Below are 15,396 nucleotides of genomic sequence, written 5' to 3' on the forward strand. Positions count from 1 at the left end.
TACATCGCTATTTTTACGCTAAAATAGGAAACCTAAAACAGAAGAAACAATAAAAATAGGTTCCTCCTTTATGAGCGGTCAACGCCTCAAAGTCCAATTCCAGCGACTGTATAATCACTTCTCTGGTCAAGATGCTGATACAAACCTCCAAGATATTGCTGAAGTACTATTTTGTACCCGACGAAATGTGCGAATGGTGATCAATAAAATGGTAGATAAAGGCTGGATCGCTTGGGAGCCAGCCGTTGGAAGGGGAAAGCAATCTAGGCTGACTTTTTGTAGTACAGACAATGAATTGCAGCTATTGCATGCCAGGAAGCTGGTGGCAGAAGGGAAACTAGAACCAGCGCTTGAAGCGCTTGAACATAATGCTGATAAGCTTGCTCAGATCATCCAAGAGCAGCTTGGCCACACAACGGCACACGGCAAACAAATTGTTCGTCTACCTTATTATCGCGCGTTCAGTAACCTTAATCCACTTCAACCTTTGCGCCGCTCTGAGCAGCATTTGGTCAGACAAGTATTCAATGGGTTAACTCGAATAAATGAGGAAAAAGAGGAAGTAGAAGGTGATTTAGCCCACCATTGGGAAGCGTTAAATCCACGTCACTGGCGTTTTTATATCAGGCCGTCAGTTCGATTTCATGATGGTCGCTTGCTCAGCACTGACGATATTATAGCCACGTTCGACCAGGTTAAGCAGCATCGGCTGTTCAACCATATCCTTGAAATAAATGCACCATTTACCAATACTGTCGATTTTTATTTAACCAGCGATGACCAGCGTTTCCCTGATTTACTCACTAACCTAATTGCTATGATCCAGCCGGCTGATGCAGACATGGGCAACCCCAACGTTTTATTTCCGATAGGCACGGGCCCTTATAAAGTTATTCAGAATGACAGTAAGCGCTTTAAGCTTGAAGCTTCTGATCAGTACTTCGGCTTCAGGGCGTTGATTGATATTGTGGATATTTGGATGCTGTCTGAAGTTGCATCGTGTTACTTGCAGCCGGCAGCGGATGCTAGTCAACTGGGTGGTGTAAGCGTGTCTACCCGGCTCAAACTGGATGAAGGATGTAACTTCCTTTTGTTTAACCGGGTTGGTGGATTGCCTGCAGACCCTCAATGGTTACAATATTTGCAAGGTCGCTTGACCGCTTTACATCTGTTGCAGCGGTTGAATAAAGATCAGATTGGGGATTTCCGTTTAACCAACGCTTATGGCATTTTGCCAGGCTGGACCCATGTACCCTTGTATTCTGCCCCAGTCCAAGAGCCACCATCGAAACGCATCGTTACCATAGCTTTTGCCTGCCAACATCCTGTTTACCCACATGTTGCCAATGCAATTAAGGAAATATTAGCTGAAGATGGTATTAAGCTGAAAATGCTCGAATTAACGACAACTGAGATTGCGCTTGGTAAGCATAGTTCGAAGATTGACCTGTGGTTGGGGGGGATGAGTTTGATGAACTACCGTGATGATGCGTTATTGTCATGGTTCTTCAATTTTGACCATATCGCACGAGCCATGCCTGAAGAGGAGTTTAAGCAACTTGAGCTAGAGGTATTACGGTGGCGGGCAAATATCGATCAAGCTTCGCCTTGCCAGCATATTGGTGCCAAGCTTGTTGAATTTGGCCAAATTATGCCGTTGTTCCACAATTGGCTAGGTGTCGATGACTCTGGAGCGGTACAAGGTATGCAATCCAACTCTATGGGCTGGTTCGACTTCAAGTCAGTATGGATGAAGCCAGAATTGGACGGCAAGGCGCTTTAAGTCGCTCATTTTAAGTCTCTAATGGACGTTCATATTTCTAACACTTTTCATTCATCGTTCTGACATCCGCGTTGAGTAAAACAGAATTATGTTCTGCCTTATCTAATTATTGTCTATTGATAGGGCACGATGTGTACTAGCATGGAGAGCCGCAATGTTTGAGTATGATCATAATGATATCGAGCTAATCGAAGACACGTTATGGGACGATAACCAGGATGAGATTGAGTTTGATGACTGGTTTGAATCTGAAGATGACTACGAATACGATTATCAGTAAGTTCATTTAATAACAAAGAACAGGCAAGATTGCCTGTTCTTTGTTTGTAGATATAAGCACTTGCTTGGGGTTAAGTTTGATTGGCTGAGGCTTTTAGTGCTTCATTTTGATCGCTGAACCATCGGTTTATTGGCCGCCATACAACATCGACCATAGATTTATACCAGGGTGCTTCTTCAACAGGTTGCGTGGCTAAAAGAGGTTGCTCTGCAATAACTTCATCATTGATGTACCAAACGACTTTGCCCACTTCCTGATCTTTTGCGACTGGTGCTTCTAAGTTGTCATAGAGGATAGAGTATTCAACATTCTTTCTTTGTCGGCGAGGGATCGTGACTTTTCCTCCAGAGCCGACAACGACTTCGACGCTTGATGGGCTACCATACCAAACACGTAGAGGGAGCAATTCGTCTTTACTGAAATTAGGCTCTATATCTTGGTAAAATCGAAACCCCCAAGTTAAGAGCTTTTTACTTTCATTACGACGGACAGTCGCACTTTTTGTCCCCAGCACTACTGCAATCAGTCGCTGCCCATTCAATTCGGCGGAAGATACAAGGCTGTATCCTGCATTTTTGGTGTAGCCTGTCTTCACTCCATCCACATTGATAGTCGTATCCCATAGCAATGCGTTACGGTTGCCTTGTTTAATTTTTCCAAATGTGAATGATTTCTCTTTAAACAACGAGTACATGTTGGGTAAATCAGTAATCAGCGCTTTTGTTAGTAATGCCATATCATAGGCTGTTGTTTGTTGTTCTGAAGAGTCTAGCCCATGTGGGTTGGTGAAGAAGGTATCTTTCATCGCGACTTTTTCAGCATAACGGTTCATCATCTCGATAAAAGCAGATTGATGGCCTGCAACATGCTCAGCAAGGGCTACAGTCGCATCATTCCCTGATGAGATAATGACACCTCGGTTAAGATCTTCGACCGAGACTTGGTCGCCAACATTAAGGAACATTTTTGATGAGCCAGGAAATTTTTTCCCCCAGGCGTTTTCACTGATCACGACCATGTCGTTTGAGGCAATATGGCCCGACTTAATTTCTTGGCCAACGACATAGCTGGTCATAATTTTAACGAGGCTGGCGGGTGCGTGTGGAGCATGAATGTTTTCCCCCGCAATGACCTGACCGGTATCGTAACTCATTAAAACCCATGATTGAGCCGCCACCTCGGGAGGTGTTGGATGGATTTCGGCATACCCAGGCGAAACTACAGCAAGGGAAATTAAGAAAATAAACAATTGTCGACAATATTTACTAAATAAAGGAAGTGTCATCGGAATAAACCCCGTGTCTACAGCACCGTTGCACTTTTCAGCATAGTAAATAATCACCATGCAGGATTAATTTGATATGAGCCTTGTAGAGTTTTTTATTGTGTTCTCACCATTGAGACGATAGTTATTTTTGAGATGGCTTAGGTGGTATTGAATATTTCTAATAAATTCAGAAGTCTAGGTTAATGAGGAATTTTGATAACAGGTCCAAAGGATAAATTTTGGTGCGATAGCTGCTGCATAAAATGAACATGCGTATCGATAAGGTGTTTTCTTATCTTCTGCCAGTCAGGGTGGTGGGGTTGATGTTGGCAGAACTCGAGCATATCAACCACCATACACTCGAGTTTTTTGATGCACCAACGCCGCATAGCGGGATCTTGATTGGGCACTGTCGCTAACACCTGAATTTTGCTGTAACTAAATTGTTGGTATTGGAACGCGAGGTCCACATTGCCAGAGCGTTGATGAAAGGCACTTAATTGGCAGCAAACATCTAACCAGTAAGCAATAGCTTCAATCTGGTTTAGGCTAACAATCGACCCAAACAACGATGCTGGTGCCTCATTGAGCAACCGAGCAGTGGAGGCTTCATCCCAGTTAGTATTGTTGGCTGCGTGCCAGCGAGTGCTAAGGGTTAAACTCTTGACTTCTTTCAACCAGGACTCGATTGTTTTCATGCTATTGCGTCCTTATTTCAGTGCTGAGCAAAATGCTTTTCAGCGAACTTAAGCATGTATGGTCGCTGGGCTAATGCTTATAGATCGGGCTGTATCTGCAGCCATATAGAAGTTTGGCTTACTACATATGAGGTTTGCAAAACCCATTGTGAAAGTAAATGAATCCGGCATGTTACAGGGCGGTGCAGCAAGATGGATTCCTTATTCGCATGTTCACATAGTGTTAATTGTGTGTTGTAATTAACGTTAACATGTTGGATTGCTTTACGTAAATATCCAAAAGGATTGTGTCCACTAGCGTTAGTTTAATCACTCAGGGAGTTGAGTCTCGAATGAAACTGTTACGAGGAAGTATGCTATTCGGGGGGATCGCAGTAGCCCTAATGGCGGGAGGCAGTGCTTTTGCCGCTGCGCCAGGTGTCGATTTAACCCAGTCAACAGTAGGTTATGCATCACTCATTATTTTTGGATTAGCTTATTGTTTGGTTATGGGGGAGGAGTACCTGCAGCTGAGGAAGTCAAAGCCCGTTTTATTAGCCGCGGGCTTGATCTGGTTAATGATTGGTTTTGTCTATCAGCAACAGGGTCAGATTGAGTTAGCAAAAGCGGCTTTAGAGCATAACTTACTTGAGTACGCAGAGTTATTGTTGTTCTTGTTAGTTGCAATGACATATATCAGTGCAATGGAAGAGCGGCGTTTGTTTGATTCACTGCAGTCTTGGATGGTAGGCAAAGGGTTTAATTTCAGGAGCTTGTTTTGGCTTACGGGCTGTTTATCCTTTGTCATTTCACCTATCGCTGATAACTTGACTACCGCGTTGTTGATGTGTGCCGTTGTTATGAAGGTTGGCGGTAGCAACATACGTTTTATCAATCTCGCCTGTATCAATATCGTCGTGGCAGCAAATGCTGGCGGGGCCTTTAGTCCATTTGGGGATATTACAACATTAATGGTTTGGCAAACTGGGTTGGTTAGTTTTACTCAGTTCCTCGATCTTTTCATTCCGTCCTTGGTTAACTACGTTATTCCTGCGGCTATCATGTCATTCTTCGTTCCCAAAACAAGGCCAAATACCACAACTGAGTACGTTGAATTAAAACGAGGGGCGAGGCGCATCGTCTGTTTGTTTATTTTAACGATTGCCACTGCAGTGGGTTTCCATGCGTTAGTTCATTTCCCTCCAGTTATGGGCATGATGATGGGCTTGGCGTATCTGCAGTTCTTCGGCTTCTACCTCCGTAAGACATTGCCACGTTCACTGGAGAAGAAAAAAGCGCTTGCCATTGCCAATAAAGACGATGAAGCATTAAAGCGGATAGGCTCTGTTGTTCCCTTTGATGTGTTCAAACGTGTTTCTCATGCCGAGTGGGATACGCTGCTGTTCTTCTACGGTGTCGTTATGTGTGTTGGCGGGTTAAGCCTGTTGGGTTATCTCGGCATGGTCTCCGAGGTGATGTACTCCCAGTGGAATCCTGTATGGGCAAACGTTATGGTCGGTATACTGTCTGCGATAGTGGATAATATACCTGTGATGTTCGCTGTATTGACGATGCAGCCCGAACTCTCATTGGGTAACTGGCTGTTAGTCACATTGACAGCTGGTGTTGGCGGTAGCTTGTTATCTATTGGTTCTGCCGCTGGTGTTGCTTTGATGGGGGCGGCTCATGGTAAATACACCTTCTTCGGGCACTTGAAGTGGATGCCAGTCATTGCCTTGGGGTATGTCGCGAGTATTGTTTGCCATTTATTAATGAATAACCATTTGTTCTAGATGTGATTAAAAAACACTCGATTGCCTCAGTGCTAAGAAATAGAAAGTGTGTAGAACATCACTAAAGAATAATGAAATGCCAGCCCAGCAAATGCTGGGCTTTTTTTTGGGCAATTGTCGTGCTTAACTAGATGATAGTGATGTATAAGTGGTCGTTGTCATAGGAATGGCGCATGAAAAAATACGGATGTTTAATTGTGGGCACGATTGTGCTTTCTTCGGGCTCTTTAGCCCATGCAATGGATTTAGAGACTCTGTTTAGGGTTCCTAGTGTTAAATTGGGTATTGCTAAGTCGGCCGGAAATGTAGACATAACAAAAAAGGGGCAATTTAGCGATATTCCCTTTAACTCTTCACATTCTGTTACACCGGTTGTCTCTCTTTTTCAGTCTCCTTACTTTTTTTCAGATTCGGCCCGTTGGGGTTATCATACTGAACTCTCAGCCAGTTATTATGATTTAGACTACGATGATGACGATGATGATCAATTTGTTGGGGGGAATTATAAGGGCTATTCTGTTGGCTTTACGCCAGTACTGTTTTACCAGTGGGGAGATCGCAAACTGTGCTCGTCGTGTAAAAGCTGGCGTGTAGAGTTAGGGGCGGGGGTGCAATATCTGAATGCCGACGGTAAATTGAAGAATGCAGATAATAGCCAAGAGACGTTCAAATCATCTGGTTTCGGTTTTCATTCCCATTTAGGTACTGTTGTTAATTATAAAAACTGGGAGGTGGGCCTAAGGCTGGTGGTGCCAACAAGGTTGGATGATGGTGATATTAAGGTTGAACACGGGCTATCATCGGTGAGCTTCGGTTACCGCTTCTAATTCAAGTGTATAGTTAAGCGCCTATTTGAAGTGATAAATACGCGCTTATTAAGCCTATGCAAGCCTGCTATTTTAGTTTCTACAATGCGGCTTCAAGCTCATATAGGAAGGTATCGATATCGGCACTGCTAATATCGATATGGGTCACTAGTCGCATCGGATTACCCGGCGTGACAATGATATTTTTCCCTTTTAGTCTTGTGGCAAGCCGCTGTTGGTCAATACTTGGATCGACTTTAGTAAAGACAATATTGGTTTGGACGATACCGGTATTAACCGTAAAGCCAGGTAAGCGGTTTAATCCTTCAGCCAGCTTTTTGGCATTCGCATGATCATCGGCTAATCGTGCTACGTGATCGGTCAAGGCAATCTTTGCCGCCGCAGCAAGAATACCAGCCTGACGCATCCCCCCTCCGAGCACTTTACGCCAACGGCGTACTTTTGCAATGAAGGCTTTGTCACCAAGCACCAGTGATCCAATCGGGGCTCCTAACCCTTTTGATAGGCAAACTGTCATTGAATCAAAGTACTGGCTGATCGTTTTGATATCGACATCTAAAGCGATAGCCGCATTGTAAACCCGGGCTCCGTCTAAATGTAGTTTTAGGTTGTGTTGGTTAACGAATTCACGCGCTTCAGCCATATAGGAAAGAGGAAGTACCTTGCCATTGATGGTGTTTTCAATGCTTAACAGACGAGTACGCGCAAAATGGGCATCGTCAGGTTTGATAGCGGCAGCCAACTTAGTAAAAGGAATTGTGCCATCTTTTTCATTTTCAATCGGTTGAGGTTGTATCGAACCTAGGACTGCAGCACCGCCACCTTCGAACATGTAATTATGCGCTTGTTGTCCGCATAGGTACTCATCACCACGTTCGCAGTGCGCCATCAGTGAGAGTAGATTGGCTTGGGTGCCTGAGCTGCAAAATAGTGCACTCTCAAACCCATGTCGCTCTGCAGCCCATTGTTCTAGATCGTTGACGGTTGGGTCATCACCGTAAACATCATCGCCGACAGGGGCATTAGCCATTGCTTCGCGCATGGCCTGAGTAGGGCGGGTTACTGTATCAGAACGAAAATCTATCATGGGTACTTCCTTGGTATTTACGGTTTAGTCCAGCACTTTTTCGCGGGGCATATGACTTTGCCAGAAACTGGGCTGGGAGCATAGAAAACCGTGCCATGATTTTTCTCAAATCTCGAAAATTTGATATCGAGCAAAAAAAATGAATGAATAATTGTTATCCTTTTGTGAATTTTCATTTGGTTGTTCTTGGTTTAACTAGACTTACTAATGAAAAGACTGGGGGCGCTGCATGCAGCGTTGGACAGCGACTGGCATTTGTGAGTTCGCTGTCGCGGGAGAATCATGGCGTAAGTCAGATAGGAGGTTGCCGTATGTTGGCTGAGCATAGGCATTTCATTTTACCTGGAGAATCAAAACTTCATGCTGATGTGACAATAAGTCCTGTCGGAGAGCTTGAAGTTAATATTTTGGAGCAGAATAATCGTTTGAGTGGTGAATTTGACCAACTGTATTTCTATTCTGAAGGTAAAGAAACGGAACTCATTTGCAAAAATCAGCTTGAAAGAGATGATGTGCAATGGCATCTATCTCTGTCGAGTGATGATGCTAGAGAGCTCGCCAAATTGATAGAGCTTGCTGAAGAAGAATATGAAATTCTGATGCGAGATCTATAATACTTAGCCCTTAATGGGGCTTTGGCATTGGGCGAAACATTGACCTATTTATCCTGCTTATTCAGCAGGATTTTTTTGTTCAATATCACTCTAGCAGCTGCGTTATCATATTCATGATTTGAAGATAGCGTTTGGGTAAAGGCCTGTGCTGCTTCCATATCAAGTAGAGCTCTTGACTAACAGTATTCGGCACTGAAAATGTTTTAATTTTGTCCTGGAAGCTAAAATGGTCAACGGCCTTTTCTGGTAGTACGGTAAAGCCAAGGCCTTTAGAGACGGGAAGCAAAATTTGATTGAGCTGGTTTATATAGCCCGTTATTTTAACTTTGTTGAAATCGAAATGGCTGTCACTGTAATTGGCTAGGTGTACCTGCTGTAAGTAATGCTTACCGTCTGGGTGGTTGATAAAACCCAGTGAGTACAATGACTCTTTATCTAATTTCTCATCCGGATAGTTAGCTGGCACGACAACGCATAAGGCTTCTTCACCAATTTTCTGTTGGTCGAAGTATTGATCTGTGACGGCATGGGTAATGATACCAATATCAAACTGCCTGTTTTTGATCCCTTCTAGAATTCGATGGTTGGGTGCTGACTCCAAATGAATGCTGATAGCTTGATGATTTTGCTGGTGATCAAGGAAGTGAGGGTAGAGAAACATTGCGAGCGAACCTGAGCAAGCCAAATGGCACTCTCCACTGAATGGGTCATCAGCCAACAATTGACCTAATAACTGTTTTTCTTCTTCTTGTCGTCTCAGGCCGTAATGGTATAGCTGTTGACCTGCTGGTGTTAGCTCAAATCGCTTGCCGATACGTTTGATTAACGATGTGCCTGTTTGTTCTTCTAGTTTTTTAATATGTTGACTGACCCCTGGTTGAGTCATAAAGAGCTTTTCGGCTGTTTGCGTGAAATGGCCAACTTCAACCAAGGTAATAAAGGTGTGGAGCCACTGGGTGTTTAACATGGCATAAGGTACTGTTTTAGATATGCATAAGTGATAAGTACCATCTGGGGGGGAATCGCGTCAAGCGGATACCGAGGAATATAGTATCCACTTGATGCGAGAGGCATTATATTAACATGATGAAATTAAAGGCGCTTAATCCCCATTTGATACACTGAGCACACCTCATTGTGGTCATTTAGTAATGTAATATTGGCTTTGTAACCGGGTAATAGACGCCCGTACTGGTTATCAATACCGATGGCTTTTGCTGGGTAAAGGCTAGCCATTCGTAGCGCTTCTTCTCTGCTAAGGCCAACATGTTGGATAAGGTTTTTCACACCTTCAATCATCGTGATCGCTGCACCAGCAATCGTGCCATCTGCGTAATGGCATTTGCCGTCGGTGACATAGGCTGTTGTACCTGCCATGTCATATTCGGTCATATCTGTCCCGGCAGGTGCGACTGCGTCGGTTACCATAAAGAGCTTTTCACCAAGTTGCTGGTGGGCGATCCGTACCGATGCATATGATGAGTGGATGCCATCGACGATAATGCCCGCATGCGGTTTTTTATCAAAAATATAACCAACCGCCCCCGGCTCACGTGAGCCAAGTGGCGTCATCGCATTGTATAAGTGGGTTGCCATCTTCAAATGACTTTTACTTGTCAGCTGTTGGTAGTTGGCGTTGGTATGGCCGAGTGAAACAGTGATACCAGCGTCGTTAAGCGTGTCGATAACAGCTTGTGATGTGTTTTCTGGCGCAAGTGTAATGACAGAGATGTGTTTGGCATTATCAGCTAGGTAATGGGCGGTCTGCTCATCCAGAGTACGGATATGACTCTCATTGTGAGCCCCTTTTTTTTCTTTGCTAATAAATGGGCCCTCAAGGTGTAGTCCGATAATGCCTTCATATTGTGGTGCTTCAATTTCAGCAGCAAGTTCAACCGCTTGACACATTGTCTCATGTTGGCTTGTGATCAGTGTCGGTAGATACTGGGTGGTGCCATTTTGGATGTTAGTGAGATTCATGGTGTCGAGTGTATGCTTAGCAATGTCGACATTTAGCATGACACCACCACAGCCATTGAGCTGAAGGTCAATAAACCCCGCAGTAGCAGTAGCTCCTTGGCCATCGTATACCGTTGTAGGCAGGCAGGCTCCTTTCATTGGAATGACCGTTTCAATTGTATCGCCATTAACAATAATAGCTTGGTTTTCAAGGATTTCTTGACCGTTAAAAACATTGATATTTGTGATAGCGTACATAGGCACCCCAGCTATTGAACCTGTATAAAATAAGTGAAAGCGCAACCTTGTAAATATGCAAATAGAAGTGAAATAAGGTTACTTAATTCGGCATAAAAAATAAGTTAGAGCAATAGTTGCCGCTTGTCAATGCTGTTTGAGTTATTGGGGAACATTAATATGAGGTGTGCTAAATAATCTTCTGTTTTCGAAGTCAACTGTTTGGATTATCCTTGTTGCGCATTCATAGGAGATTTTATGTCGCCAAAAACGATTTTTTCCAGCGTAGCATTGGTTATTGCGCTGGGATCACTAGAAAAAAGTATTGTCACAACGCCTTTGCCGATTATCGGTGAAGAACTTGGTGCCGGGCAGGCATTAACCTGGGTTGTTACTGCATATTTGTTAGCAGCCACCGCTGTGTTACCGGTATATGGCAAACTCAGTGATATTTTTGGTCGGGTAAAAATGCTGAATATCAGTGTTGTTTTGTTTTTACTCGGATCGGTTGCGTGTGCCATTGCCCAAGATTTGCCAACGCTTGTTTCGGCAAGAGTACTTCAGGGAATCGGTGGTGGTGGCCTTATTGCACTTGCCTTTACTGTCATTGCCGACTGCATTCCGGCCAGAGAGGTGGGTAAATACCAAGGTTATATCTCTGCAGTGTATGCGGCGTCCAGTATCGCAGGGCCCTTACTGGGGGGCTTCTTCGCCGAACATTTAAGCTGGCGATGGGTATTTTGGATCAACCTTCCTTTAGGCGCCTTGGCGATTTGGATGATTAATACCAACCTCAAACACCTGAGTAAAGGGCGTGACAGTCGCTTCGACTGGGCGGGGGCGGGGTTGTTAATGACGATTACAACCTTGCTGCTGTTGTTGATGTCACCCGATATCATGATTAGCCAAATTACTTTAATCGCAGCACTTGCTATATCCATAGTGTTGTTTGCCATTGTGGAAAAACGTGTTGTAGACCCTATTTTGCCGATGCGAATATTTCGTCTTCCGGGTTATTTGATCAGCGTGTTGTTAATCATGTGTTCCCAGTTATTGATGTTTGCAGTCCTGGTGTACTTACCGCTTCAAATGCAATGGCAACATGGAATGACAGCATCTTCCAGTGGCTTGATCATGATGGTCTTTATGATGAGTATCACCAGTGGGGCATACCTTGGCGGTAAGCGAATTGCTAAAACGGGATTCTATAAGTCTTTAGTTGTGTTTGGTTTTGTTATGTCCGTTATTGCCGTTTATATGCTGTACCAAGGCGTAATGATGACAGTTGCATTGGCTTTTGCGGGCGCTGGACTAGGATTGACGTTACCTAGTTTGAATGTGGTGGTGCAAAATGTATTGCCTCCTCAAGATCGAGGGATTGGCCTGTCGATGTTTGGCTATGGCCGCGAATTTGGCGGCGCTCTAGGTGTTGCTTTCTGTGCGGCCTTGTTTCATCTTAAAGTGCCGGTACTTGTTGGTGAGGGAAGTGCTGATGGGTTGTCGCAGTTTGACTCTATTGTATTAGCTGAGGGCTTCACTATGACCTATGGAGGGTTGGTGGTGGTCGCTATCGTGTCTTTGTTGGTGACGATTACCTGTTTGAAAGCGCAACCATTGTCGTCGGATGTGGCCAAGCCGAAACGCGCATATAAATCAGAACAAGCTGAATAGCGGTTTAAAATCGTGTGATTGGAAAGTCAGCCCAGTTAACGTGTTTGCTGGGCTTTTTTGTGGACAAATTGTTGCTGTCAGGCAAAATACGCCGCCTTACGTTTTTTAATTCGTCAGAGAGTATGACGACGAGGTGAGTTATGGCTTGGTTTGAGTGGCCATTTATTATTTCAAGTGTGTTGACCCAGATGTCGATTGGCGCATTTATTGTTCTTGGCATGGTGTTATTGAGTGGAAAGCTGTGTTTCGGTCAAGCAGATCGCTTGCACAAGGCGATGCTGGTTTTATGGTTAATGTTATTCAGTGCACTCTTGCTGAGAGAGTTGAACTTGATGTTGACTCACGTCGATGAGGGATACCGTATTGGTGTTGAAGTACTTCTCGCGATCATGTTTTTTGCCATTGCGCTATTTTATTGGTTCGTTGAAAAAGCGCTGATAGGTTCGGATCTTTTCCGAAAGTGCTGTTTGGTTTTAGCTATTTTCATTGGAGGTAGCTACTTCATTCATGGCTTAGTGATGAGAAGTGATCAATGGCTGGTAACTTTGCACTTTTTTGCGACGGCACTTTGTGGTGGCACCTTACTTGCCCATGCTTGTTTAGTGAGAGCACAGCATAAAGTCGAAGAGTTAAATACGCTATTGCCTCGTCTAGGTGCGATTATAGCGGTTATCTGCCTGCTTACAGGCTTTCCACAGCTCGGGGAATTATCTCGTCAGATCGATACGACGGGAGTGATGATGCCGTTTATCTCACAGGCGATCAGCTTGGGGTTACTGTTGGCGGCTGTCGGTGTTTGGTTAATGCCACTGGTGACAAAAAGTAAGCCGATATTGGGCGTTTTGACGTTTGCGTTGTCGCTGAGTATGGTTTCCTCATATTTTGCTGGCGTGGGTTATTGAGCTATCAGCATAGCGTGAAACCATACAGCTAGAATGTAAACGCGGTGTCTAAGCACCGCGTTTTTTATTATCATAATTACTTAACGACGCTAAGAATGTCTCTAAATCGCTCACCTTCGGCAACTTCTTGCAGCTCGAAGATCAGCATCTCAGCTGTTGTTAACGAAGCGCCAAATTGTTGCATTTTATCCAATGCAATTTGTTTGTTAGTTGGATTTCGTGAAGAGACAGCATCGGCGACCACTTCGACATGGTAATCAGCGTCAAGCAGTTGTCGCACTGTTTGATACACACAGATATGGGCCTCAATACCGACAACTACGATGTTCTTGCAGCCTGATGCTGACAAAGCCTTGATGAACTGCGGGTCGCGATAGCAACTGAAACTATTTTTAGCGATAGGGGTATGATCATGTAAGTGATCAGTAATTTGCGGGATGGTTGGGCCTAATTTGTGTGGGATCTGCTCTACCCAGATAATTGGGATATCCAGAATTTTAGCGCCTTTGACAACGGTTTCTAAATTTTTAAAAAGCGTATCCTTGCTGTCCATGATTTGCGCAAGTTTGCCTTGGACATCAACTATCACCAGTGCAGTATCGTTTGTTGTAAGCATATGAATATCCAATCATTAGTTGAGTGTTTACCATATAGGAATTTACGCTTGATTGAAAATGCAGTGTTCGCAATTTTTCTACTCGCGCCGCTTAAAACCAGAGTACTCAATCCCCGCGAGATGTGCCATTTGCTCATTCCAAGTCGCCAAGTCATCTTGGTTAAACTGGTTCAGGTGATGGTGACCACATGCTCGCGCCATCAATTGCATTAATTCAGTGGATGCTGTGAAGAAGTTAGCCAGTTGGGTGGCGGCACGACTTGGATCGAGCTTTTTACGCAGTTCAGGGTTTTGAGTGGCAATGCCCGCAGGACAGTTGTTGGTGTTGCAAATTCTGGCCCCGACACAGCCGATGGCCTGCATTGCACTGTTGGCAAGGGCAACACCGTCAGCGCCAAGTGCCATCGCTTTGATAAAATCAGTAGGAGTTCGTAAGCCTCCAGTAATTATCAGCGTAACCTCTCCTGACATACCTTGTTTGTCGAGGAAGTACCTTGCCCGAGCAAGGGCTGGGATAGTGGGTACACTGATATGATCACGAAAGATTTTCGGAGCGGCACCCGTTCCTCCGCCACGTCCATCGAGAATGATGTAATCGGCACCGGCTTCTAAAGCAAACCCCATATCCCTTTCGATATGATTGGCGCTGAGTTTGAAACCGATTGGGATCCCACCGCTGATCACCCTTACATTGTCGGCGAATGCCGCAAAGTCTCGGGGTGTTTTGAGATCTTTAAATGTCGGAGGAGAGATAGCATCTGTACCTTCTTCAAGGCATCGGGTTTTTGCAATTTTGCCTGTATTTTTGATAGCGGGTAAATGACCACCGGTACCGGTTTTAGCTCCTTGGCCGCCTTTGAAGTGGAAAGCCTGAATTTTTTTCAGCAAACCTTCATGGTAACCAAACATGGCACTGGCTAGTTCATAAAAATAGCGGCTGTTAGCTTGTTGCTCTTCAGCAAGCATTCCGCCTTCCCCAGAGCAAATCCCGGTCCCGACCAACTCTGCACCCATCGCAAGGGCAGTTTTGGCTTCTTCAGAGAGTGCGCCGAAACTCATGTCAGATACAAAAAGCGGAATATTGAGTACAAGCGGTTTTTTGGCCTTTGGTCCAATCACTAATTCAGTGCCTACCTTTACATCTTCCATCAGAGGCTTTTTGGCCATTTGGGCTACCATTATTTGGATATCATCCCAGTCAGGTAGTTGGTAGCGCGGTACACCCATCGCCGTCATTGCACCATGATGCCCAAGGTTCTTGAGGCCTTCTCGGGCTAGCTGATGAATAAACTCGATATTGGGTTCTTCTTTTGTGGCTTTTGCTGTGGGCAACTCATTTGAACGGGTAGTAATGCCTGGACCTTCTTTGCCAATATCCTCCGCGTTGAACTCTTTGTGGGAACCATCACAGAAAGGGGCATTACCGGTATGCTTACAGGCACAGAGAAAAGCATCGCCGTCTTTTTCTGCTTTGAAGCTCTTTGGTTTGAAATTGGTGGTTTGATGTGAACCGTCACAAAAAGGCTGTTTTGCTGACCGTCCACAAGTGCAGAAGTAATAAGTTTGTCCTTTTTCCAACGGGACCTTTACCGGTTTGTTATCGGCGACCACTGGCTTACTCATGTCACATACCCCCTACCTACAGCCAAATCATTGTGGGGAAAGTATGGGAGAGGATAGGTG

At 44.6% G+C, this 15,396-nt stretch carries 14 protein-coding genes; 7 read left to right on the plus strand and 7 right to left on the minus strand.

The features are described from left to right. The first annotated feature begins 70 nt into the window (after nucleotides 1–70). Both ACVA53_RS11655 and ACVA53_RS11660 read left to right on the plus strand, forming a co-directional pair. Nucleotides 71–1,783 carry an SgrR family transcriptional regulator gene (locus ACVA53_RS11655; RefSeq protein WP_446505192.1) on the plus strand — a complete coding sequence of 571 codons (1,713 nt, stop codon included), beginning with the start codon at nucleotides 71–73 and terminating at the stop codon, nucleotides 1,781–1,783. Nucleotides 1,784–1,937: 154 nt separating this feature from the next. Then, complete coding sequence (locus ACVA53_RS11660) at nucleotides 1,938–2,063, plus strand: hypothetical protein (protein WP_255040461.1); 126 nt, start codon at nucleotides 1,938–1,940, stop codon at nucleotides 2,061–2,063. Between the two features lie 70 nt (nucleotides 2,064–2,133). Here ACVA53_RS11660 and ACVA53_RS11665 read toward each other — a convergent pair whose 3' ends face one another. Both ACVA53_RS11665 and ACVA53_RS11670 read right to left on the minus strand, forming a co-directional pair. Beyond that, the gene (locus tag ACVA53_RS11665) at nucleotides 2,134–3,408 is read right to left on the minus strand and encodes a D-alanyl-D-alanine carboxypeptidase family protein (protein ID WP_274125047.1); all 1,275 of its coding nucleotides are present in this window, start codon (nucleotides 3,406–3,408) and stop codon (nucleotides 2,134–2,136) included. A 122-nt stretch (nucleotides 3,409–3,530) separates the two neighbouring features. Beyond that, entirely contained in the window at nucleotides 3,531–4,028 is a 498-nt protein-coding gene (locus ACVA53_RS11670; RefSeq protein WP_446505193.1) for a hypothetical protein, read from the minus strand. A gap of 383 nt (nucleotides 4,029–4,411) precedes the next feature. On the opposite strand from ACVA53_RS11670, the gene nhaD reads away from it, so the two are divergent. Next, complete coding sequence (gene nhaD, locus ACVA53_RS11675) at nucleotides 4,412–5,800, plus strand: sodium:proton antiporter NhaD (RefSeq protein WP_446505218.1); 1,389 nt, start codon at nucleotides 4,412–4,414, stop codon at nucleotides 5,798–5,800. A 173-nt stretch (nucleotides 5,801–5,973) separates the two neighbouring features. Further along, the gene (locus ACVA53_RS11680; protein WP_446505194.1) at nucleotides 5,974–6,627 is read left to right on the plus strand and encodes a hypothetical protein; all 654 of its coding nucleotides are present in this window, start codon (nucleotides 5,974–5,976) and stop codon (nucleotides 6,625–6,627) included. Between the two features lie 79 nt (nucleotides 6,628–6,706). Here ACVA53_RS11680 and ltaE read toward each other — a convergent pair whose 3' ends face one another. After that, nucleotides 6,707–7,714 carry a low-specificity L-threonine aldolase gene (ltaE, locus tag ACVA53_RS11685; protein ID WP_446505195.1) on the minus strand — a complete coding sequence of 336 codons (1,008 nt, stop codon included), beginning with the start codon at nucleotides 7,712–7,714 and terminating at the stop codon, nucleotides 6,707–6,709. Nucleotides 7,715–8,025: 311 nt separating this feature from the next. On the opposite strand from ltaE, the gene ACVA53_RS11690 reads away from it, so the two are divergent. Continuing rightward, nucleotides 8,026–8,328 carry a hypothetical protein gene (locus ACVA53_RS11690; RefSeq protein WP_255040466.1) on the plus strand — a complete coding sequence of 101 codons (303 nt, stop codon included), beginning with the start codon at nucleotides 8,026–8,028 and terminating at the stop codon, nucleotides 8,326–8,328. Nucleotides 8,329–8,413: 85 nt separating this feature from the next. Here the strand turns inward: ACVA53_RS11690 and ACVA53_RS11695 are convergent, their stop codons facing one another. After that, a complete protein-coding gene (locus ACVA53_RS11695; RefSeq protein WP_255040467.1) occupies nucleotides 8,414–9,295 on the minus strand; it encodes a LysR family transcriptional regulator in 882 nt (293 codons plus the stop codon). Between the two features lie 125 nt (nucleotides 9,296–9,420). Next, nucleotides 9,421–10,545 (minus strand): N-acetylglucosamine-6-phosphate deacetylase, encoded by a 1,125-nt coding sequence (gene nagA / locus ACVA53_RS11700; protein WP_446505196.1) that lies wholly within the window; start codon nucleotides 10,543–10,545, stop codon nucleotides 9,421–9,423. Between the two features lie 237 nt (nucleotides 10,546–10,782). On the opposite strand from nagA, the gene ACVA53_RS11705 reads away from it, so the two are divergent. Further along, on the plus strand, nucleotides 10,783–12,195 hold the full coding sequence (locus tag ACVA53_RS11705) for an MDR family MFS transporter (protein WP_446505197.1): 1,413 nt from the start codon (nucleotides 10,783–10,785) through the stop codon (nucleotides 12,193–12,195). A gap of 140 nt (nucleotides 12,196–12,335) precedes the next feature. Further along, nucleotides 12,336–13,097: a DmsC/YnfH family molybdoenzyme membrane anchor subunit gene (locus tag ACVA53_RS11710; protein WP_446505198.1), complete on the plus strand. Its 762-nt coding sequence runs from the start codon at nucleotides 12,336–12,338 to the stop codon at nucleotides 13,095–13,097. A gap of 76 nt (nucleotides 13,098–13,173) precedes the next feature. Here the strand turns inward: ACVA53_RS11710 and ACVA53_RS11715 are convergent, their stop codons facing one another. Together ACVA53_RS11715 and ACVA53_RS11720 are read right to left on the minus strand one after the other, a co-directional pair. Beyond that, nucleotides 13,174–13,713, minus strand: coding sequence for a hydrolase (locus tag ACVA53_RS11715; RefSeq protein WP_255040472.1), 540 nt, complete (start codon nucleotides 13,711–13,713; stop codon nucleotides 13,174–13,176). Nucleotides 13,714–13,791: 78 nt separating this feature from the next. Further along, a complete protein-coding gene (locus ACVA53_RS11720) occupies nucleotides 13,792–15,336 on the minus strand; it encodes a glutamate synthase-related protein (protein ID WP_446505199.1) in 1,545 nt (514 codons plus the stop codon). Between the last annotated feature and the right edge of the window lie 60 nt (nucleotides 15,337–15,396).

Source organism: Photobacterium sp. DNB23_23_1, assembly GCF_052873815.1.

Bases quoted from the DNA above. Each gene is read 5' to 3' on its own strand.
- nagA (WP_446505196.1), bottom strand. From the start codon at position 10,545: ATGTACGCTATCACAAATATCAATGTTTTTAACGGTCAAGAAATCCTT.
- nhaD (WP_446505218.1), top strand. From the start codon at position 4,412: ATGGCGGGAGGCAGTGCTTTTGCCGCTGCGCCAGGTGTCGATTTAACC.
- ACVA53_RS11705 (WP_446505197.1), top strand. From the start codon at position 10,783: ATGTCGCCAAAAACGATTTTTTCCAGCGTAGCATTGGTTATTGCGCTG.
- ACVA53_RS11715 (WP_255040472.1), bottom strand. From the start codon at position 13,713: ATGCTTACAACAAACGATACTGCACTGGTGATAGTTGATGTCCAAGGC.
- ACVA53_RS11670 (WP_446505193.1), bottom strand. From the start codon at position 4,028: ATGAAAACAATCGAGTCCTGGTTGAAAGAAGTCAAGAGTTTAACCCTT.
- ACVA53_RS11720 (WP_446505199.1), bottom strand. From the start codon at position 15,336: ATGAGTAAGCCAGTGGTCGCCGATAACAAACCGGTAAAGGTCCCGTTG.
- ACVA53_RS11655 (WP_446505192.1), top strand. From the start codon at position 71: ATGAGCGGTCAACGCCTCAAAGTCCAATTCCAGCGACTGTATAATCAC.
- ltaE (WP_446505195.1), bottom strand. From the start codon at position 7,714: ATGATAGATTTTCGTTCTGATACAGTAACCCGCCCTACTCAGGCCATG.
- ACVA53_RS11695 (WP_255040467.1), bottom strand. From the start codon at position 9,295: ATGTTAAACACCCAGTGGCTCCACACCTTTATTACCTTGGTTGAAGTT.
- ACVA53_RS11660 (WP_255040461.1), top strand. From the start codon at position 1,938: ATGTTTGAGTATGATCATAATGATATCGAGCTAATCGAAGACACGTTA.
- ACVA53_RS11680 (WP_446505194.1), top strand. From the start codon at position 5,974: ATGAAAAAATACGGATGTTTAATTGTGGGCACGATTGTGCTTTCTTCG.
- ACVA53_RS11665 (WP_274125047.1), bottom strand. From the start codon at position 3,408: ATGGTGATTATTTACTATGCTGAAAAGTGCAACGGTGCTGTAGACACG.
- ACVA53_RS11710 (WP_446505198.1), top strand. From the start codon at position 12,336: ATGGCTTGGTTTGAGTGGCCATTTATTATTTCAAGTGTGTTGACCCAG.
- ACVA53_RS11690 (WP_255040466.1), top strand. From the start codon at position 8,026: ATGTTGGCTGAGCATAGGCATTTCATTTTACCTGGAGAATCAAAACTT.